Consider the following 21320-nt stretch of genomic DNA (forward strand, 5'->3'; position numbering starts at 1 on the left):
CTTGTGCTTGATGATGCTCTGATTTAAAACATTCATTGCGGGGTTACTCTTCTTGGTTAGGTGATTGCCTGGTAACAACCATCGAACCGGGTAACCCCGCTCTTTGCAAGAGGGGTGTCAGATCAAGTCGAAACTAATACACCTGAGTGATGCTGCGAATCTTTCCAACGACGTCATCGACACGAGCGTCGACCGCATGAGTCGCGCCCAGCTCGGCCGCGAGAGACAACCGCGCGGGATTCTTCTCCACGGCGATGATCGTCGAGCAGCTAGCAATGCGAGCAGCCATAACGGCAGCTAAACCAACGCTGCCCGCACCGAAGATCGCAATGCTCTCGCCACGACGGGGACGCAAGACATTGACCACCGCGCCAGCCCCAGTCTGCATGCCGCATCCGAGCGGCCCCATCAGCTCAAGAGGAACATCCGTCGGAACGCGAATCGCGTTCGACTCCATCACAAGAGCATGCGTGCTGAACGCACTCTGCCCAATGAAGCGCGAAGACAACGGCTGACCTTGGCCATCGCGCACGAGCGCACTCCCATCCGCGCGCTGCCCACTGAAGTTGAGCCGAGCGCTACGTGAGCAGTAAGCCATGCGATCGTCATGGCAGTACTCGCAATCACCGCAGTAGGCATACGAAAGCACGACCGCGTCGCCCGGCCTAAGCTGAGCAACTCCCGAGCCTACTTGCTCAACGATCCCCGCCCCCTCATGCCCCAGAATGGCCGGCAACTTGAACCCAAACGATTGATCGAGCGCGCTCAGATCCGTATGGCACAAACCGCAACCGACGATGCGAACCAGCACCTCCCGCTCCCGAGGTGCGTCGATCTCGACCTGTTCGATTTCGAACGCACCCGGGCGACGGACGACCGCTGCGGTGGCAACAGGCACTAAAATGACATCCGCAGCGTGACACCATAGGTGAGCGGAGCGGACACATATCCGTTTGCGTCCGCCCCTTGAAGCGGCGAATTGAAGTGCTGGGTCACGTAGCGCTGATCGCTGCAGTTCTGGCACCACGCAGTCACCGACCAGGAATTGTCCTGCGCCTTCAAACCCAGGCTGAGATTCAGCTCGGTCTGCGCATCGCGCCGGAGATCGTTGGAAGTGGTGGTGAACTGCTCACCCGTATGTGTAGCAGCGACACGACCAGTCAGTGCCAGGCTTCCGGTCAGTGGCTGATCGAGATTGATCGAGACATTGGCCGCAAGATCGGGCGCCAACGCAAAGTCACGCCCGGAGAGATTCAGGATCAAGGCCGACTCGCCAAACTCCGCCTCCGCAAGCCACGTGGCATCCAAGCCCAACGACAGTGCATCAGTGAGCTTGAAGGTGTTCTCCATCTCCAAGCCATACACCGTCGCCTCCGGCGCATTCACAATGGTGAATTGCGTGCCGAGGAACTGCGCAACCTGCAGATCTTTCATTTCATCGTAGAACGCAGCGAAGTTGCTGCGCGCCCGGCCGCCGGCATATTCCGTCTTCAAGCCGAGCTCATAGCCATCGATGTACTCGGGCTTGTAAGTCGGATCGAGCGGCGTCGCCCCAGGGACCTCGGCCGGATTGTTGAGCCGCGTGCCGGCAGCGGTATTGTCGATGTTGACGCCACCCGCCTTGAAGCCGCGGCTGTAACTCACATAGCCCATCACGTCAGGCGTGAACTGATACTGCAAACCTAAAGTACCGGTGACCGCCTCGTCCTCCTGTTTCGCGCTGAATTCCGGGCCGGGCTGCACGCCCAGCAATCGGAACGCGGCATTCGGCAGCGGCGTAAACAAGAAGCGGCGGAACGCTCCGGTTTTGTCCTCGCGCGAATACCGTGCACCCACGATGAGCTTCAACGGATCGGAAAGCTCGATGCTCCAGTGCGTGAACGCCGCGTACGACCGGCTGCTCGCAGGCAGAACCGCGTCGCTCCAGAGACCTTCCGGTGCCGCGCCGGTGCCGGGCGGCAAGCCGGCCTGTGCGAAGAACAGCACATCGAAGAACGCCTGCGCCTGATTGCCCCAGAGCAGCTGATGCGTGGCATCGATGTCTTCATCGGCGAAGTACGCGCCCACGACGTAGTCAGCGGCCGCCAACCGGCCGTTATATGTGAACTCCTGCGAGAAGAAGTCCGTCTGAAAGCCTTCGTTGATCGTGAGTATGTTGGCGCCAGTGAAGTCCGCATCCATCCCCTGCTGTTTGATCTTCCAGCTGCGGTACGCGGTGACCGAATGCGCCGAGTTGCCGTCGCCCAGCTCCCAATCCGCCTGCAGCACCACGCCCTTGTCGGTGAGATCCTGGCGCGTGTCGTTGCTCAGCACCTGCTCATAATCATCGAAGTCGGCAGACGGAGGATTCAAGCCGCGAGCACGAACCAAAGTATCGATGAAGGGCTGCAGCGGGCCGTCGACGTCATCGACCTGACCGTAACAGCAGTTGCTTTTCTCCTCCGAGTAGTCGGCGATCAACCGTAGAGTCACCGAGTCGCTCGCTTCCACGAGCAGCTGCGCCTTGGCGGCGCGCGGCTTGCGTTCGTTGTAACTATCTTCGGTGTTGGGGTTCTCGATGAACCCATCCGCTTCAGACCACAGCGCCGCGACTCGCATGGCTGCGCGATCGCCCAGAGGAACATTCATGACACCGCGTGCGAGCAACGTATCGTAGTTGCCATACGTCAGCTCGAACTCCGAATTGAGCTCGCCCAACGTGGGTCGGGTGCTCGTGATGAGCAGCGCGCCTGCGGAGGTGTTCTTGCCGAACAGAGTGCCCTGCGGCCCGCGCAGCACTTGCAGGCCATCGATGTCGAGCCAGTTCTGCAGCGCCTGTCCGCTGCGCGTGCGATACACGCCGTCGATGAAAACGCCGACGGCGCCTTCGAAAGCACGGCTGTTGCCAACGGTGCCGATGCCACGAATACGAATGTTCGCGCTGTTGGCGGCGTTGTTGCTCGTGTCGAAGGAGATGCTGGGTGAAATCGCCTGGACGTTGGAAATGCTTTGCACGCGCGCGGCTTCGAGGGCTTCCGCTGTCACCGCAGTCACTGCGACCGGCACTTCCTGTAAGTTTTGCTGGCGACGCTGAGCGGTGACGATGATCTCTTCAGTCGGCGAAGCCGCGGTCTGAGCCGAAGGCGTCTCACTGGACCCCTGAGCCCCCGCCACTCCGGCCACACACACCAGAGCAGCCAGCGCCGCCGCCCTACGAGCCTGATCTCCAGCTCGCCCCCGCTGCCCAGACGCATTGGTCATCGCACGTCCCCCGTGACTTATGTATGAACAGGCGCCCGCCGCGGATGGCAGGACCTTTATGGCACAAGGATGCCGCCGGACGACCTGAGCCGGATTCGTCGGAACTGACGATATGAGGCCGGCAGCGACTCAGGCGATAAGGTTCAGCTTGCGAGCGACGGCGATGGCCTGAGTGCGGTTATGCACGCCGAATTTGGCGTTGATATTGCGTAAATGCGTGCGCACCGTGGTCTCGGAGACGAATAGCCGCCCGGCGATAGCGAGGTTCGACAGCCCCTCGGCGAGCAGCCGCAGGATCTCCAGCTCCTTCTTGGTCAACGCCTCGGTGGTGGCGGGACTCGGTGCGGGCGCTTCGACCTTTTCGGGGCGCTGCCCCGCCAGGCGCTTCAGATACTCGGCCAGGTTGGCCGTTTCATCCAGCTCGTTCTGCTGAGCCACCGACAATCGTTGTAGCAACCTCTGCATCGGCTCGCCTTCATCGAGGAAGATCCGGACGAAGCGCTCCCGCGCGCCCAACCGAAGCGCGTCGCGAGCCATGCGCAGGGACGCTTTGGCATTGCCCGCCCGATCCAACGCCAGCGCCAGCAGGATCCGGAGCCTCAAGGCGCGTCGATGCCGCTTGGCATTCTCGGCGCGTTCCAGCTCCTGCTTGAGCTGACTCACAGCGTCATCAGCCGCGCCAGTGTGAATCATCAAACGCAGCTGCGCTTCCAGCAGCGTATCCATATCGTTACCGAACAGGGCCCGTGACATCACGGGAGTCCAATCGACCGCCGCCCGCGCTCTTTGCAACGCCTCGCGAGCGCTCTTGGCATCATCGCGCCAAAGAGCGAGGCGCGCCCGCTCCAACTGCGCGTTGGCCACCAGGCGCGGCAGGCTCATGCGAAGACCGAAACTTTCCATCTCGGTGACAGCCAACAGCGCGCGGTCGTGATCGCCCGAGTGATGCGCGATGCGCGCCAGCGCGCGGTGCCCGCAGATGAGATGATCCGTCATCCCGAGCTCCTGCATCAGCGGCACATACACACTCAACAAGCGCTCCGCCTCGGTGAGCTCGTCCTGCTCATACAGCACTTCGGCGAGCAGGATGCCGGCCATGGCGTTGCCGTTGGTGTCGATGAGGAATTTGCGCGAGCCGACGGCGGCCGAATGTTTGAAGCGCGCGGTGGCCTGTCTCAATCGACCATGAAGCAGGTCGATCGCGCCCTCCACGCACTGAGCGAAGATCGTCATGAAGGGGCCGGCGGGAGAGCCTTGCTGCACACGACTGCGATCGAGCAGCTCGCGCGCGCTCGTGTACTTGCCCATGATCATCAACAGATTCGCATGCGAGGTCCGCAGCAGGCTGAAAGCGAATGCCTGCTCGGCAGTGACCTGGTCCAGCGCGGCCTGCGCAGCGGTGTAGGCTTCATCGAAGCGATCGAGCATCGTGAGAAGCATCGGTCGCAAGGCAAGCGCATGCGCCTGCAAATGCGGCGACAGTGGACCTTGCGCCTCGATGCGCTCGAGCAGTTGCATGGCCTCTTGACCGCCGCGCGTGAATGACAGCGACCAGGCATGAATCAACCGCAGATGCGGCCAGTTCGCGAGCTCCCGCGCCGGCACGGAATCGAGCAATCGCACGACCAGCCGGATTCGCCCGCCTTCGAGCAACTGCTCGGCGATGCGCTCCAGCATCGGCAGCGCATAGTCGTAATCGCCCGAAGCAAGCGCGTGCTCGACGGCCGGCACCGGCCGGTTCTGCGCGTCATACCATCGTGAAGCGGCACGATGCAGATCCGCGATGTCCTGAGGGTAGAGACGCTCCAGCTGAGTGCGCAGGAACCCGGCGAACAGGCTGTGATATCGAAACCACTCGCCGTCCTCGCTGATGCGCTGGACGAACAGATTCGAGCGCTGCAGGGACTCCAAAATCTCGCGACTGTCGTGTTGACCACGTACGGCGTCGCACAGCTGCGCGTTGAAGTGATGAAGCACACTCGTGCGCACCAGAAACTCGCGCACGCTCTGGCTCTGCTGAGACAGAACTTCCTCGGCGAGATAGTCCGCGACCAGAACATTCGATCCGGAGAAGTGCGCAACCAGATCGACGGAGCGTTCGCTGCGCTCGAGCGCCAGCGACGCGAGCCACAACGCGACCGGCCAGCCTTCGGTCGCGCCTTGCAAGCGCGCGATATCGGCGCCGGGGACATTCAAGCCGCGCTTCTCGCGCAGATAATCACCTGTCTCGGCGACCGAAAACCTGAGCTGCATCGGATCGATCACAAGCAGCTGTCCGCGCGCCAGCAGACGTGGCGCGCCGATGTCCAGCATGGTTCGCGAGCCGATGACGATGCGCCCGCCTTCGGGGAGGTTCTCGATCACCTGCCGGAGCACGGCGAAAGACGCCGCGCTCTGAACCGACTCCGCGTCATCGACGAACAGCACGAAGGGCGTCGGCGTGCAGGCGATCCGCTCCATCAGATCGAGCGCGACGATGCCGGCGGCGGCATCGCTCTCCGGCTCGTTCGTCGCGGTGGATGCGCCACTGAGCAATCGATCGAAGGACGCGTCCAGAAAGGCGAGAAAGCGACCGACATCGTTGTCCGCCGCATCGACGGTCAGCCAGCTGGTCGTGATTCCCTGAGCGCGCAGGCCGTTCATGACCTGGAGCATCAGCGTGGTCTTGCCGAAACCCGCCGGCGCCTGGATCAGCACCACTTTCTCACTGGCGCGGCCGACGCGTTCCTGCAACTCGTTGCGCGGAATTTGCGAAGCGGGCAGCGTTGGCGGCGTGGTTTTAGCCAACAGCAAATGATTGCGCACGCCCGAGACGTTGTCAGAACGGTTTTTCGGCAATCCCAAGTGCATCTATCGACCCGCGGCCGCTGACCCACCGATCCCCTGAAGTATATCGGCCCAGTTGAGCCCTTTTGGCGGCCGCTGCAATCGTCAGTTCCGACGAAGTGTCGCGTCCGCCCGCGCTTCAACAATACGGGATCGCTCCCCCAAGGACCCGATCATGCCAGAAGCTTACATTGTTGCTGCCGTTCGCACCGCAGGCGGACGCAAAGGAGGCCGGCTGTCCGGCTGGCACCCCGCGGACCTCGCCGCGCAGGTGATCGACGCGACGGTGGCTCGCGCCAAAGCGCCGCCGGATGCAATCGACGATGTCATCATGGGCTGCGTGAGCCAGATCGGCGAACAAGGATTCAACGTGGCGCGCAATGCCGTGTTGTCCTCGTGCTTGCCCGAGAGCGTGCCCGGCACGTCCGTCGATCGGCAATGCGGCTCGTCGCAGCAGGCGATTCATTTCGCGGCCCAGGCGGTGCAGTCCGGGGCCATGGATGTGGTGATCGCCGCCGGCGCCGAAAGCATGTCGCGCGTGCCCATGGGCTTGTCTGTCACGATGCCTCAGAAGCAGGGCTTTGGCTTTTATGTCAGCCCGGGAATGGCAGCTCGTTATCCCAATGTGGAGTTCAGCCAGTTTCTGGGTGCGGAGATGATGGCGCGCAAGTATGACTTGTCGAAGGATGAGATGGATGCGTTTGCGCTCGTGAGTCACAGCCGCGCCATCGCGGCCACGCAGGCGGGCGCGTTCCACAACGAGATCGTGCCTGTGCAGATTCGTCGTGCGCCGAGTGCGGCGCCTGCAGGCGAGCCGGTCACTGAGAGTACGGATGATCTGCACACGATCGATGAAGGCATCCGATTCGATGCGAGCCTGGAGGGCATTCGCAACGTAAAACTGCTTGCCGAGGGCGGGCGTGTGACGGCGGCCACGGCCAGCCAGGTGTGCGATGGCGCGGCTGCCGTCATGATCGTCAATGAGAGGGGACTGAAGACGCTGGGGGTCACGCCACTGGCGCGCATCCACCATATGAGTGTCATGGGGCATGATCCGGTGATCATGCTGGAAGCGCCGCTGCCCGCCACGGTGAATGCGCTGTCCAAAGCGGGCATGAAGATTGGCGATATCGATCTGTTCGAGATCAATGAAGCGTTCGCACCGGTGCCGCTCGCGTGGTTGAAGGTGACCGGCGCCGATCCGGCCGGACTCAACGTGCATGGCGGCGCGATCTCGCTCGGTCATCCGCTCGGCGCCTCGGGCGCGAAGCTCATGACGACGCTCGTGCATGCGCTTCATCGTCATGGCAAGCGCTATGGGTTGCAGACGATGTGTGAAGGCGGCGGGATGGCGAATGTGACGATCGTCGAGCGGCTGTAGCCGCTCGGATCGCGGGAGCGAACGCACAGTTGCAGCCTTCCAAGCTGACGATCGGCGGCGATGTCATGTTTCCGAGGAAACGCGTGCAGCGGCTCTACCTCTTCGGCTCGATCCACTCCGCCCAGCCATCCAGCGCTTCAACGTGATCGCCGTTCGCCCGCAACGGATTTATTTCGAGCGACAGCAACTGTGGGCCGAGAGCGAGCGCGGCGTTCCCGATGGCGACGATGACGTTCGCGACAGCGTCGCGATCGACTGCGGGCGTTCCGCGAAAGCCGTCCAGTAATGCGCGCCCGCGAAGCTCATCGAGCATCGACAATGCGACTTGATGCGAGATCGGTAGCAAGCGCAGGCTGGTATCGCGCAGTACCTCGACCCAGACGCCGCCGAGCCCGACAGTGATCACAGGTCCCCATTGCGGGTCCCGCATCGTTCCGACGAAAAGCTCCACGCCGCCTGTGCGCATGGGGGATACTGAAACGCCTTCGAAGCGGGCGTGAGGGGCGGCTTCGCGAGCCCGCGTCATGATGTTTTCAAACGCGGCGGCGACTTGGTTGTCGCCCGTCACATCCAGGACTACGCCGCCGACCTCGGTCTTGTGAGCGATGTCGGGTGAAGCGATCTTCAACGCGACAGGCCCGGCAAACTGATGCGCACAACGGACCGCCTCGTCAGAAGTCGTTACTACCTGCGTCGGCACGACGGGAACGCCGCGACTGCGCAGATATTCCATCACTTCGCGTTCGGAGCCCGGCCGCGCATCGGCCACGGAGGCAGCGACCGCAGATGGTTGCCGTACCTCGCGCGAAAGTTTGGACCACTCGAAGGCACGCGCCACGGCCCGGATGCCGTGCTCCAATCCGCACGGCAGATAGTTGCAGCCACTGGCGTCGAGGATTTCCTGGCTCAGCTCGCTGAAAGGCCGAACCGTGTGACTGATCAGGAATGTGGGACACGATGCGCGACTCTGCGCCGCCGCGACGCCATCCAGAAGATGACGTAGAACCTTGCTGTCATCGGCAGCGGTGCCAGGAACATCCAGCACGGCGAGCACGGCGCTGAACGCGGACTCGGCGGACATCGCGTCGAGGGACTTTTCCAATAATGACGGGTCGAGCAGCGCGCCGCCCGTCACATCCAGCGGATTGTGTGGGGTTCCGAAATCGGGCAGGTCGGCGGCCAGGCGCGCTGTCGTCGTCGGCGATAACGCCGGCAAAGACACTCCGGCATCAGCGGCGCGATCAGCGGCGATCTCGCACAAGCCACCGGAAAGTGAGATCAACCCCAACCCGCCTTCAGGCAGCGTTCCCCACCGCGCGAGCACCTCGGCGGTGAGGATCAAATCTTCCAGCGACGTAACGCGCACCAGGCCAAGGCGGCGGCACACGGCATCGAAGACGCGATCATCGCCAACGAGCGAGCCCGTGTGCGCCTGCGCCGAACGCGCGGTGACTTCACTGCTGCCGACCTTCAACACCACGATGGGCTTGCCTGCCTCCGCCGCCCGCAGGCAGGCGCGAGTGAAAGCTTCAGTGTCGCGCACGGATTCGAGAAACAACGCGATCGCGCGAGTCGCCGAGTCATCGACGAGATAATCGATGACTTGAGCGACGCCGATGCCCGCTTCGTTTCCGGTGGACACCATGTAGGTGAGGCCAATGCCCTGCCACTGCGCGAAATAGGACATCTGCGCAGCGAGCGCGCCGCTCTGAGAAACAATGGCGATCTTCGCCGCGGATGTGCCCGGATCTTCGACGCTGGCGCGACCGGCAAAAGCCTTTGATCCTGACTCAGACTGAGCACGAGCAGCGTGTCTGTCACTTGCGCCTGCATCGGTAACAGGCGTGCCCCTCGCAGGCTGGGGCCGCAAGCTCACCGTCCATACCGGCGCACACGCTATGAAATTCACGAAGCCGAGGCAGTTCGGCCCAAGCAAAGAGATGTTGTGTTCGCGCGCCAAAGTTGTGAGCCGGCTCTGCAACTCGCGACCGGCGACTCCGGATTCTGCAAAGCCGGCGCTCAGAATGATCGCGTTACGAATGCCGGCGGCGCCGAGTTCCGACACCGTGTCGAGCAGCGCATCGGAAGGCACCATCAGCAGCGCAACATCGACGGGCTCACCGATCTCACGCAGCGAGCTCAGTGCCGGATAGCCCAGAACCTCCCCGCCCTTTCGATTGACGAGGAACACCTTGCCGTCATAGCCGAGCGTGCGCAGATTCGCGAGCGCGGCCCGCGTCCAGACCGAGCGCTCGGTGGCGCCCACGAATGCGATGGACCGCGGGGAAAACAATGCTGTGAGTGGATGTGACATTCGCGCACGGGCTGATGCGTCAGCTCAAGACTCCCAAATCACCGGTCGCGCCAGCTCGCGCCACTGCGGCGCGCGAGTGAGATAGCGGTTCTCGATCTGGCTGCGACGGACCTTCATGGTGGGTGTGAGCAGGCCGCTCTCGATGGTCCACGGCTCCTTGACCACGACCAGGTACTCGACCTGCTCATGGTCCTCCAAGGAAACGTTCACCTGCTCGAGCAGAGCGGCGAGCTCCCGTTCGAGCTGGCAGCGTGCAGCGCCGTCTTCGACCGTTTGTCGATACTTATCGGCGGCCAGCATCGTCAGCGCAAACGGCTGCGGCTCGCCGGGACCAGTGACGCAGATCGCTTCGATAAACGGATGCGCACCCAGCCGGTTTTCGATGGGAACCGGCGCGACGTACTTGCCTTTGCTGGTCTTGAACAGTTCTTTGACGCGACCGGTAATCCGCAACCGGCCCGCCTCGTCCAGCTCACCGCGATCGCCGGTGCGAAAGAAACCATCCGGCGTCAGGTACTGCCGCGAGTCTTCATTGGAGCGGTAGTAGCCGAGCATCTGTCCGGGGCTTTTCACGAGAACTTCGCCGTCCTCGGCGATCCGGCATTCACAGCCAGGAAGCGGCACACCGACATAGCCCGGCCGCACGTCGCCACGACGGCACGCGTGTGAAGTCGCGGCATTCTCCGTCATGCCGTAGACCTCGATCAGATCCAGCCCGAGCTCGCGATACCAGGCAATGATCTGCGCGGGCAGCGGCGCAGCGCCGGTGAAACCGATATGAGCAGCGCCGAGCCCCAGGCCCGCGAGAATGTGCTTCTTTGCAATGGGCCCTTGCACCGGATCGGCGAACAACGCTTGCTGTTTCTCCGGCGGCAGCTGCGCATTCACGGCTTGATAGAACTTGGTCCACAACCGCGGCACCGAAAAGAAACGAGTGGGCCGCGCGCGCTTCAGATCCTGAGCAAACGTTTCCAGCCCGAGGTTGAAGAACACCTGGAAGCCGAACACGAGCGAGGGCACCTCCAGCGCCACACGCTCGGCGATGTGCGCAAGCGGCAGATAGGACAGCATGCGATCCTCGGGATTCGTCTTCCACAGCTCCGCGGTCGTGAGACAGGGGGCCGTCAACGACCCGAAACTATGCATGACGCCCTTCGGCTGCCCCGTCGTTCCCGATGTATAGATGATGGTCGCGAGCTCGGCCGAGGGCCGCTCGACGATGTTCTGCACCGGCTCGTGCGCGGCGATGATGTCATGCCATCGCCTAGTGACGCTCTCGGGTGACATCGGCAATCCGATCTGCGGCAACGAGGATGGCAGCACGGGCCGAACTTCCTTCCAGCTGTCGGCGACGCCATCAAGCCGTCCGATGAAGATCAATCGGGCGTCGCAATGACGAAGCACATAGTCCGCCGTCGCGGAACTCGCGGTTGGGTACAGAGGCACGCTCACATGGCCCGACATCCAGATCGCCAGGTCCGCCATGATCCAATGCGCGCTGTTCTTGCCGTAGATCGCGATGTTGCTGCCTGCCGGCAGCGATAAGGACTGCAGATGGGCCGCCATGCGACGCGCCTCGTCCCAAACTCGAGCCCAGCTGTACTCGATGATTTTTCCGTCGGGCTGCGGCTGCGTCAGATAGGTGCGATCGGGCGTGGCCTGAGCCCAGTGTTGCAGGCGATCGAGCATCACAGCGTCCTCGCGATCAGTTCCTTCATGATTTCGTTGGTGCCGCCGTAGATGCGGCTGGCGCGATTGTCGATGAAGGCGCGCGCGATGGGATACTCCAGCATGTATCCGTAGCCGCCGTGCAATTGAACGCACTCATCGACGACGCGACATACTAACTCGGAGGCCGTCAGCTTGGCGGTGGCCGCCACTTCGGGCGTCAGCTGGTGTTGCAGGACCAACTCGAGGCAGCGATCGATGAAGACCTGCGTCACCGCGATCTGCGCCTTGAGCTCGGCGAGCTTGAAGCGCGTGTTTTGATACTCCGCCACGGACTTGCCGAAGACCTTGCGCGAGCGCGTGTAGTCGATGGTCCAGTTCAAGGCCGCCTGCGCGGCCGACACGGACAGAATGGCAATAATGAGCCGTTCCCAGCCCAGCTCCTTCATGAGCATGGCGAAGCCCTGCCCTTCCACCCCGCCGAGGAGGTTCGCGCGCGGCACGCGGACGTTCTCGAAGAACAACTCGCAGGTGTCCTGGGCTTTCATGCCGACTTTCTTCAGCGGCGCAGCCTTGGAGAACCCTGGTGTACCGTTCTCGACCAGAAACAACGAGATGTCGCGCGACCCCGTGCCCGTGTTGCCGGTTTTGGCCACGACCACGACGATGTCGGAGAGGTAGCCGTTGGTGATGAATATCTTGTTGCCGTTGATGATGTAATCGTCGCCGTCGCGCTCGGCGCGAGTTTTCACGGCTTGCAGGTCCGAACCGGTGCCGGGCTCGGTCATGGCGACTGCGCCAATCGCCTCGCCGCTGGCCATCTTCGGCAGCCACTCACGTTTCTGCGCTTCGGTACCGAAGTTCAGAATGTAGTTGGCGACGATGTCAGAGTGGATCGAGAAGCCCGGACCGTTCACGCCCGCGTAACTCGATTCCTCCATCAGGATCGTGCTGTACAACCGATCGCCGCCCATGCCGCCGTACTCTTCGGGCACGGCAATACAGAGGAAGCCCAGCTCGCCCGCACGCCGCCAGACATCGCGATCCACGTGCTGCTGCTCCTCCCAACGCGCATGATGCGGAACGCACTCCTCATCGATGAAGCGACGGACGTTCTTGCGAAACTCATCGTGTTCGGCAGTGAAAATCGTGCGAGCAAGCATGGTGTGACCTCAGTAATACTTCCGTCGCTCACGCGCCATGGCGCGCATCGTCGGTGTGGCGAGATATTGCGGGCCGAGCGCGGCATAGCGATCTGAAAGCTCGACCACTCGATCGAGCCCCAGCCAGTCCGCGTATTTCAGCGCTCCACCCAGATACGCCGGCAAGCCCACGCCGAGTAGCAACGCCATGTCCAACTCGGCAGCGCTGGCGACGATGCCTTCCTCGAGGCACAACGCCGCTTCGATGATCAGCGGCAACATCATGCGCTCGACGATCTCGGTATCGCCGAACGGTTTGGAACCGCTTGCTTGTACTTCCCGCAACAACACGCGCACGTCCGGATCGATGTGTTTGACGGGCTTGCCCATCGCGCTGGTTTCGTAACGATAGAAGCCCAGGCCGTTCTTCTGCCCGAGCCGGCCGTGCGCCACCATGACCTGCAGCGGATCTTTCCAACTGCGACGCAGCCGCTCCGGGAAACCGGCGCAGATGATCTCCGCGACATGCACACCGGTGTCCATGCCGACGACATCGTTGAGATATGCCGGCCCCATCGGCCAGCCGAAGGACTCCATGGCCGCGTCGATCTGCAGATAGTCGGCGCCATCGGCGAGCAGTCTGCCGAACGCCTGCATGTATGGCGTCAGAATGCGGTTCACCAGGAACCCCGGCCCGTCGCGCACGACGATGGGCGTCTTGCCCATCGACAGCGCGTAGCTCACGACCGAGCCAACGGCCGCATCGTTGGTCTTCGCGCCACGGATCACTTCGACCAGCGGCATCATCGGCACCGGATTGAAGAAATGCATGCCGACGAAATTTTCCGGACGCGCGAGCGGCGCGGCGAGATCGTCGATGCGCAGGCTGGAGGTGTTGGATGCGATCACGGCATCAGATCCGATCTGCGCCTCGACTTCGCGCAACACCGCATGCTTCACCTTGAGATTCTCGACCACCGCCTCGACGACCACGTCCGCGGAGTTGAAGTCCTGATAACTCAGCTGCGGCACGATCGAGGCGAGCACGCTATCCGCCTGACCTTGCGTTATTCGCCCGCCGGCCACTTGTTTGTGAAGCAGCTTGCGCGCCTCGTTCATCCCGAGATCGAGCTGCGATTGAGCGATATCCTTCATCACCACCTGAATGCCGCGGCTCGCGCTGGTGTACGCGATGCCACCGCCCATGATGCCGGCACCGATGACCGCGGCGCGCTGAACTTTGCGCCCCGCGCTCGCGTGACGCTTGGCGGCCTTCTTCACCTGCTGCTCGTTCAAGAACACTTGCACCAGCGACCCAGCCGCCTGCGTCTTCGCGATCCTCGCGAACGCCGCCGCCTCCAGCGCCAGCGCGGCGTCGCGGTCGGCGGACATCGCCTCCTGCAACAGTTCGAGCGCCGACATCGCCGCGGGCTGATGTTTTGGTATGCGTGCCGCCAGCGTTCGCTTCGCCTCGTCAAAAATGGCGCTGGCATCCAGGCCTTGAACGTTCACCGGCCCCATCTTGGCCGAGCGACGGGCGCGCCAATCGAACTCGCCGCGAGCAGCTTGATCGAGAACATGCAGCGCCGTCTCGCGCAATGCTTCTGGCGTCGAGACAAAATCGACGACGCCGGCTTTCTTTGCTGCCTCTGCCTTCGAAGGCTCACCGCCCACGATCCAGCGAATCGCAACTTCGATCCCGGCGATGCGAGGCAGCCGTACTGTGCCGCCGAAGCCGGGAAACAGACCGAGCTTCACCTCGGGCAAACCAACGTGCGCATCAGTCGCCATCACACGGTAGTCGGCAGCAAGCGCCGCTTCCAATCCACCACCCAGCGCGAAACCATTCAGCGCCACGACGACAGGCACGGGCAATGCCTCGAGCGCATGGAACACGCGATTGGACGCCATGTTGCTGGACATCACTTCCTGCTGCGGCTTGCTGAACAACTGGCCGAAGCCGCCGATGTCCGCGCCAACGATAAAGGACTGCTTGGCGCTCGTGATCAAAACACCGCGCACTCCACTCTGCGCGCCGATCGCCGCAATCGCCTGCTGTAACTCATTCACCGTGCGCTTGTCGAACTTGTTGATCGCATCGCCCTGGCGATCGAAGCAAAGCTCCGCAACGCCGTTATCGAGCGCACTGACGCGAATCGATTCGCCCTGAAACATTGGGTCTCGCCTGGTCATTGAAAGAAATGGGTGACGTGCCGCAGGCGCTCGCGACATTCGCGAACCATGCGCTCGATGAGCTCGGCGCACGTGGGAATGTCCTCGATCAAGCCGACGACCTGGCCGGCCGCGATGACGCCGCCGTTCGGATCGCCCTGCACGAGCGCCTCGCGTCCCCGCTGACCCGCGACCAGGTGTCGGATGTCCTCGAATCGACAGCCCTTGGATTCGGCTGCGACGACTTCCTCAGAGATCGCGTTTCGCAGGACGCGCGCAGTGTTATGCATCGTGCGAAAGATCAGACGCGTGTCTCGTTCGTTCGCCGCCACGAGCGCCTGTTTGATGTTTTGGTGAATCGGCGCTTCGCGCGTGGCACAGAAGCGAGTGCCCATGTTCACGCCATCCGCGCCCAACGTGAGTGCAGCGGCCATCCCGCGACCATCGCCGATACCGCCGGAAGCAATGATGGGCACCGATAAGTGACGCGCGGCCGCCGGTATCAGCACCAATCCACCCACATCGTCGTCGCCCGGATGCCCGGCACATTCGAAACCATCGATGGATATCGCATCGACGCCGTGCTTCTGCGCCGACTGCGCGTGTCGCAACGACACGCACTTGTGGATGACCTTGAGACCCGCCGCGCGGGCGATGGCGATGAACTCCGGCGGAACCTTGCCGGCTGTTTCAATGGCCGCCACTTCGGAGCGCACGATGACATCGAGATAACGCTCGTACGGCGGCGGATTGATCGACGGCAGCATGGTGAGATTCACGCCGAACGGCAGGTCGGTGAGCGTTCGACATCGGCCGATCTCCTCCCACAGCGCTTCGGGCGTGGGTTGTGTCAGCGCCGTGATGATGCCGAACCCACCGCCATTGGAAACGGCAGCCGCAAGTTCTGCGGTGCCCACCCACATCATGCCGCCCTGGACGATGGGATAGGTCACTCCCAGCAATTCGGTAATGCGCGTGTGCAGAGGTCCCCCCGGGGTCATAGCAGCGGTCGTCTGATGTTTCGGCGTGCAGCCGTGCCGCCGCTTCGTCGGTTCTGACGATTTTCGCCGCCAGCCCGGCGTGCAGGATGATTCGCACAGTAAGGCTCCAGCATGGCAATCGTTTCACCGCACCGAATTCCCGTCATCGTCGGCGTCGCCGACGTCATCGACCGGCCAGATCACCTGGCCCACGCTCGCGAGCCGGCTGCCTTGATGGCGGATGCGCTGCTCGCAGCCTTGCAGGACGCCGGCCCCTTGTCGCCAGCAGCGGTGGATTCCCTGGACATCGTCGCGGAACATTCCTGGCCCTATGCCGAGCCGTGCGATGTGCTGGCCGCACGAATGACGCACAAGCCGAAGCGTTGTGTTTACGGCAAGGCCGGCGGTGAATCGCCAGTGCGCTTCATCCATGAAGCCGCGTTACGAATCGTGGCCGGCGAAAGCACCGTCGCCGCCATCGTGGGCGCCGAGGCGCAATATTCCGTTGCCGCGGCAGCCAAGGAATCTTTCGAACTACCCTGGTCGCCGCGCGATCCGAAAGCGACGGTGTTACGTGGCAAGGATCTTTGTCATCCCATCGCCATCCGGCATGGGATGACGCAGCCGGTTCATGTCTATCCCCTGTATGAAAACGCGGCCACCGCGGCGTGGGGACAAACGCCAGCGCAAGCGCTGCGCGAGTCCGCGCAACTCTGGTCCGACTTCTCGGCGGTGGCGGCGGCAAATCCATCGGCATGGCTGAGACAGCACTACACTGCGGAACAACTCGCCACGCCCTCCAGAGACAACCGACCCGTCGCCTGGCCGTACACCAAGCACATGGTGGCGAATCCTTTCGTGAATCAGGGTGCAGCCGTCGTTCTGACGTCGCTTGCGAAAGCGCGCGAGTTGGGTATTTCCGAAGATCGATACGCGTACATCCATGCCGGCGCGCATGCTGTTGAGCCCAGGGATTATCTGCAGCGAGACCAATACCAGCGCTCGTACGCGCAAGAAGCCGTCCTGGAAACGATGCGCGACGCCGCGGGCAGCACGGGCCGATTCGACTCGATGGAGCTGTACAGCTGCTTCCCCATCGTGCCGAAGATGGCGAGACGAGTGCTCGAGTTGCCCATCGATGCGCAACTCACCTCGATCGGTGGGATGAGCTTCTTCGGCGCGCCCCTCAACAACTACATGACGCACGCAGCCGCCGGTCTCGTAAGACGGATCCGCAATCGTCGCGAGGCGCTCGCGCTGCTCTACGGCCAGGGTGAATTCGTCACCAAGCATCACGCGCTGCTATTGAGCGCAGCACCGTCCCGAAGCGAGCTTTCGAGCGGCGACGTGCAAGCGTTGGCAGATCGCAAGCGCGGCCCGATCCCGGAGCTGACCGACGCTTACTCAGGCCCGGCCGCGCTCGAAACATTCACCGTCGTCCACGGCCGCGGCGAAGCACCCGAGTTCGGTGCCGTGATCGCCCGCACTCCCGATCAGCGTCGGCTCATGGCTCGCGTCGCGGCGAGCAACACCACGACGCTACAGGTCCTGACCGACTTGTCCGCGACTCCCGTCGGACAGATCGGCCAGGTGAGCCGCGGCCTGGATAACCTTCTTCATTGGACAGTGGCATGACTGAGCCCGTACTGATCGAACATCGCGACAATGTCGCCATCGTGACTTTGAACGCGCCGGAAAAGCGCAACGCGCTCGGGCTCGCGTTGTATCGCGGCCTGTCACAAACATTGACGACGTTGCAGGACGACCCGTCGATTCGAGCGCTGGTGCTGTACGGAGGCAAACATTTCTGCGCCGGTGGAGATTTGTCGGCGCTCGATGCCTCACCGCTTGCGATGCGAGAGGCGATGCACATAGGTCATCGCGCCGTTCGAGCGCTGGTCGGCGGCCGCCTGCCAGCTGTCGCGGCTGTCTCGGGCAGTGCGTTCGGCGCAGGGTTCTCGCTCGCGATGGCGTGTGACTTCGTCATCGGCGATTCAACGACCACGCTGTGCGCGGCTTTCGGCAAGGTCGGCCTCACGCCGGACTACGGCCTCATGTGGACGTTGCCCCAACGAATCGGCATCGGACGCGCGCGCGAGCTTCTGATGTTGTGCAAGCAGGTCGGCGCCGAAGAAGCGCTCTCGATGAATCTGCTGGATCGGCTGATTGCACCGGGCGCAACGCTCGACGCAGCGGTCAGCCTTGCGAAGGAGCTCGCGGCCGCCCCTCCCGGCACCATCGCCACGACCAAGGCCATGCTGTCGCGATCGCCTCTATCGCTCGACACGATGCTCGCATGGGAGGCAGACACCCAATCTCTGCTGGCCCGTACTCGCGATTTAGCAGAAGGCATCCGCGCCTTCGCGGAACGGCGACCGCCCTCTTTCCGGGGAGAGTGATCAGATGTTGAACGCGGCTGCCGAAACGATGCGCGCCGAAATAGAAACAGTGCCGCAGTACTGGCCGCGCCTCGCCGCGTATCTGGCCGAACTTGGCATGCAACTGGATCTGGATGTTCCGCCACAGCAGTTCGCGGGCGGCTTTGCCAACCTGAACTATCTGATCAAGCTGGACGGCCAACCCGCCGTGCTACGCCGGCCGCCGAAGGGACCGCTGCCCGCCGGCGCTTACGACATGGCGCGCGAGTTCCAGATCCTCTCGCGACTGTGGCGGGCGTTTCCTCTTGCGCCACGCGGATTACATCTATGTGAGGACGGGCGCATCATCGGCGCTCCCTTTCAGATCGTCGAATATCGAACCGGCGTGTCGTTGCGCGACTCGCTTCCGGCCCCGCTCGCCGGCGACGCGGCGGTCGGCGCGGCGCTTGGCAACACGCTCACTGACATACTCATCGAGTTACACCGTGTGAATCCCGCGGCAGTCGGATTGGATACGCTCGGCAAGCCCAGTGGCTTTCTACATCGCGCCACCGAAGGCTGGATCAAGCGAGCCAGCGTCGCGGTCGAAGGCTGGGGCTCCTCCACTACGTTGCAAGTCATCATCGAGCTGGCGCACTGGTTACGCGAGCATTGCGTGCCCGACACGAGTCACGGTCTGCTCCACAACGATTTCAAGCTCGACAACGTTCTGCTCGATCCCGCGAACCTGACGCCGCTCGCCGTCCTGGATTGGGATCAGGGCACACGCGGCGATGGATTGTTCGATCTCGCAGTCCTGCTCAGTTACTGGACCGAGCCCGGCGACCCGCCAGCGATGCATCAAATGGCGCAGATGCCGACCACGGGTGCGGGCTTTCCCTCGCGGCAACAGGTTGCCGAACGATACGCGTCGGCGCTGGGCCGCGATCTCACACCGTTCCGCTTCCATCGCGTGCTCGCACAGCTGCGCACGGCCGTGATCTTCCAACAACTGCACGTCCGATGGCGACGAGGCGAAACACGAGACTCTCGCTACGAGCGTTTCGGCGAGATCGGCGAAGGGCTGCTGCTGTTCGCGCGTTCGATTGCCCGCGGCGAAGTGTTTTAAATCCCGCCCAAACAGAAACGCCGCGTAACCGACCTTCGAGAAGATCGATTACGCGGCGCAATCAGCTCATCACAACGTCTTTATATACTCGATCAGCGCCCAACGCTCGGCATCAGTCAGCGACTGCGTGAAGTCGTGGCCGCCGTTGCCGTTGCCGTACAGATAGCTGTTGTAGACCATGCGCGACTTGATCTGCTGGTCCGTGATCGGCGGCGGCGACTGATACGCGAGGTTCAGATACTGAGCCGCCACGTTGTCCCACATCGAGAACAGGATATCGATGGTCGCCATGTCGTGCGTGCAAGGCAGGAATGGCGAGGTGAAAATGTTGTTGCTGCAGTTCACCGCCGTGTACTTCCAGCCAAGCTTCTGGAAGTCATAAGCGGCGTAGCTGTAGTCATAGCCTTGATTCTTCCCGAACACGCCGGCGGCGGTGTACGGACGTTTCCAGACCTTCGGACGATCGGCGGGCTTCAACACGCCCCACAGATCCGGCACGCTGCCGTTGTGGAAGTATGGCGCCGTGGCCCACGAGCCATACAGCGGCGGCGCGACGTAGCCGAACGGATCGATCCACTCATTCGGGCCTACCGGTGAATAGACGGGCCCGCCGTTGTTGTAGATGGACCGGGGCACGCGACGCAGTTCGCTTGCGACGATGCTCTCGGATGGATACCCCGTGAAATCCGGGCTGAGCGAGTTGTATCCCCACCAGGATGCGTTCCAGGCGCGGCGGCTGCGCTCGTCCGCCATCAGCTGCATGCGCCGAGGATCGGTGCGAATAGTCTCGATCGGCGTGATCACGCCAGCAACGCCTTTCAAGCGCGGATCCGGCAGATAGGCAGGATCAGCGGCGTGCCGCGGAGAATACACACCGTGACAGCTCGCACACGAGCCATTGCCCTCCGGCTTGGGAATGGCGCCGTTCGCTCCATTCGCCCACATGTCGCGCTCGTGGAATATCACCGCGCCCTGCTGCGCCAGGGCCGTGTTGATGGTGCGCGGGTATGTAGCCGGTGAAAGCGAGATCAGGAAGTTATTGATGTCCTCGAACTCGTCTTCCAGATCGCGACGTGCCTGAGCATCGCGGAAGATATTTGCAACGCCGAACGCCATTTCCGAGTGCACGTTGTCCGATGACAATGCGCCATCCCAGAACTGCCGCGTCTTGAACGCGCGATTCCACCAGGCCGGCGCCTTGGTCATGCCCGCATGCGGACTGTCCGCGACATACTCCAGCACGCTCGGCGCCAGCATCAGGTTGTCCATATCGAACAGCGCCGGCAGCAGCGAGATCAGACCGATCGCGTCGGAACTGCCGCGGCCGGTGCTCCAGGGAATGGGCAACAAGTTACCCAGCGACGTGATGGGCGTGGTTCGGAACATATCCGAGGCCAGCAAGCCCGCATCGTTGGCGCTGTTGGGCAAGCCCCATTTGAAGCCCGCTTCACTGGTCGTGCCGAGCCGCGAGTCGTGACACGCCGAGCACGACGCGCCGATCAAGCCCGTCCAGCGGCCGTTGTCGTCCTTGCCCTGGATCAGGCCGAGCGGCAACTGGCCGCTGCCGCCATTGGTCTGGTTCGGATCCTCGCCAGGCAGCGGGTAAGGATTACTAAACGGCGACGGATACAAACCGTAGCGTTTGGCGACCTGCTCATCGAAATCCGAGGGACGAACCAGATAACCCCATTGCCGATAGATGAAGTGATAACTGGTGGCCAGCGCCATGGGTTGGAAAAATTGGCGCTGTTCCAGATTCACCCGCCCGCGCTGGGCGCTGGCGCGAAACTCGCCGCACGTCGTCGGCCGCGGCGGCAGACGATTCACGAACGGCGCCGGCGGATTGTGAAGATCCACGAAATAAGCGTTGAACTGAATGGCCGCGTTCGGATTGGTGTTCACACCCGCCTTGACCAGCGAGCGCGGATCCACCGGCAGCGGCGCGCTGTCAGGCTTGCCATTACAGCCAACCATCAGCGGCGCGCGTATCGCGGCCTGATCGAGCAGCGGCAAGTCGGCCTGGCCGCTGGCACTGTGACATATGAAAACGAGAGGCGTAGTGGCCATGGCCATCCACGCCCCGCGTAGCGCGGAGCATCTTCCGATCATGA

The 21320-nt window shown here is 62.7% G+C and carries 13 protein-coding genes; 4 read left to right on the forward strand and 9 right to left on the reverse strand.

Features of this window, described 5'->3' with window-relative positions:
- Nucleotides 1-133: 133 nt before the first annotated feature.
- The 3 genes from VGD45_RS30525 to VGD45_RS30535 form a co-directional block, all read right to left on the reverse strand.
- Nucleotides 134-898 carry an alcohol dehydrogenase catalytic domain-containing protein gene (locus tag VGD45_RS30525; RefSeq protein WP_331159192.1) on the reverse strand — a complete coding sequence of 255 codons (765 nt, stop codon included), beginning with the start codon at nucleotides 896-898 and terminating at the stop codon, nucleotides 134-136.
- Nucleotides 898-3240 (reverse strand): TonB-dependent receptor, encoded by a 2343-nt coding sequence (locus tag VGD45_RS30530; RefSeq protein ID WP_331159193.1) that lies wholly within the window; start codon nucleotides 3238-3240, stop codon nucleotides 898-900. Before VGD45_RS30530 ends, VGD45_RS30525 begins: the two co-directional genes overlap by 1 nt.
- Nucleotides 3241-3369: 129 nt before the next feature.
- Nucleotides 3370-6090: a LuxR C-terminal-related transcriptional regulator gene (locus tag VGD45_RS30535; RefSeq protein ID WP_331159194.1), complete on the reverse strand. Its 2721-nt coding sequence runs from the start codon at nucleotides 6088-6090 to the stop codon at nucleotides 3370-3372.
- Nucleotides 6091-6241: 151 nt separating this feature from the next.
- Between VGD45_RS30535 and VGD45_RS30540 the strand changes: the two genes are divergently transcribed.
- Nucleotides 6242-7447, forward strand: a complete 1206-nt coding sequence (locus tag VGD45_RS30540) for an acetyl-CoA C-acetyltransferase (protein WP_331159195.1) — start codon at nucleotides 6242-6244, stop codon at nucleotides 7445-7447.
- Between the two features lie 94 nt (nucleotides 7448-7541).
- Here the strand turns inward: VGD45_RS30540 and VGD45_RS30545 are convergent, their stop codons facing one another.
- Genes VGD45_RS30545 through VGD45_RS30565 form a run of 5 tightly spaced genes read right to left on the reverse strand, consistent with a single transcriptional unit; the run spans nucleotide 7542 to nucleotide 15726 of the window.
- The gene (locus VGD45_RS30545) at nucleotides 7542-9761 is read right to left on the reverse strand and encodes an acetate--CoA ligase family protein (protein WP_331159196.1); all 2220 of its coding nucleotides are present in this window, start codon (nucleotides 9759-9761) and stop codon (nucleotides 7542-7544) included.
- Between the two features lie 24 nt (nucleotides 9762-9785).
- The gene (locus VGD45_RS30550) at nucleotides 9786-11450 is read right to left on the reverse strand and encodes an AMP-binding protein (protein ID WP_331159197.1); all 1665 of its coding nucleotides are present in this window, start codon (nucleotides 11448-11450) and stop codon (nucleotides 9786-9788) included.
- A complete protein-coding gene (locus VGD45_RS30555; protein ID WP_331159198.1) occupies nucleotides 11450-12592 on the reverse strand; it encodes an acyl-CoA dehydrogenase family protein in 1143 nt (380 codons plus the stop codon). The genes VGD45_RS30550 and VGD45_RS30555 overlap by 1 nt, the downstream gene beginning before the upstream one ends.
- A 9-nt stretch (nucleotides 12593-12601) precedes the next feature.
- Complete coding sequence (gene fadB, locus VGD45_RS30560) at nucleotides 12602-14746, reverse strand: fatty acid oxidation complex subunit alpha FadB (RefSeq protein WP_331159199.1); 2145 nt, start codon at nucleotides 14744-14746, stop codon at nucleotides 12602-12604.
- A 14-nt stretch (nucleotides 14747-14760) separates the two neighbouring features.
- Complete coding sequence (locus VGD45_RS30565) at nucleotides 14761-15726, reverse strand: nitronate monooxygenase family protein (protein ID WP_349263396.1); 966 nt, start codon at nucleotides 15724-15726, stop codon at nucleotides 14761-14763.
- Nucleotides 15727-15855: 129 nt separating this feature from the next.
- Here VGD45_RS30565 and VGD45_RS30570 point away from each other — a divergent pair, with 129 nt between their 5' ends.
- The 3 genes from VGD45_RS30570 to VGD45_RS30580 are packed head-to-tail and all read left to right on the forward strand — an operon-like array spanning nucleotide 15856 to nucleotide 19209.
- On the forward strand, nucleotides 15856-17358 hold the full coding sequence (locus tag VGD45_RS30570; RefSeq protein WP_331159201.1) for a hypothetical protein: 1503 nt from the start codon (nucleotides 15856-15858) through the stop codon (nucleotides 17356-17358).
- Complete coding sequence (locus VGD45_RS30575; protein WP_331159202.1) at nucleotides 17355-18122, forward strand: enoyl-CoA hydratase/isomerase family protein; 768 nt, start codon at nucleotides 17355-17357, stop codon at nucleotides 18120-18122. Before VGD45_RS30570 ends, VGD45_RS30575 begins: the two co-directional genes overlap by 4 nt.
- Nucleotides 18123-18126: 4 nt before the next feature.
- Nucleotides 18127-19209, forward strand: coding sequence for a phosphotransferase family protein (locus VGD45_RS30580; protein ID WP_331159203.1), 1083 nt, complete (start codon nucleotides 18127-18129; stop codon nucleotides 19207-19209).
- A gap of 69 nt (nucleotides 19210-19278) precedes the next feature.
- On the opposite strand, the gene VGD45_RS30585 is transcribed toward VGD45_RS30580, so the two are convergent.
- On the reverse strand, nucleotides 19279-21276 hold the full coding sequence (locus tag VGD45_RS30585) for a hypothetical protein (protein WP_331159204.1): 1998 nt from the start codon (nucleotides 21274-21276) through the stop codon (nucleotides 19279-19281).
- Between the last annotated feature and the right edge of the window lie 44 nt (nucleotides 21277-21320).

Origin of the sequence: Steroidobacter sp., from assembly GCF_036402275.1 — a bacterium.
GTDB lineage: Bacteria > Pseudomonadota > Gammaproteobacteria > Steroidobacterales > Steroidobacteraceae > Steroidobacter.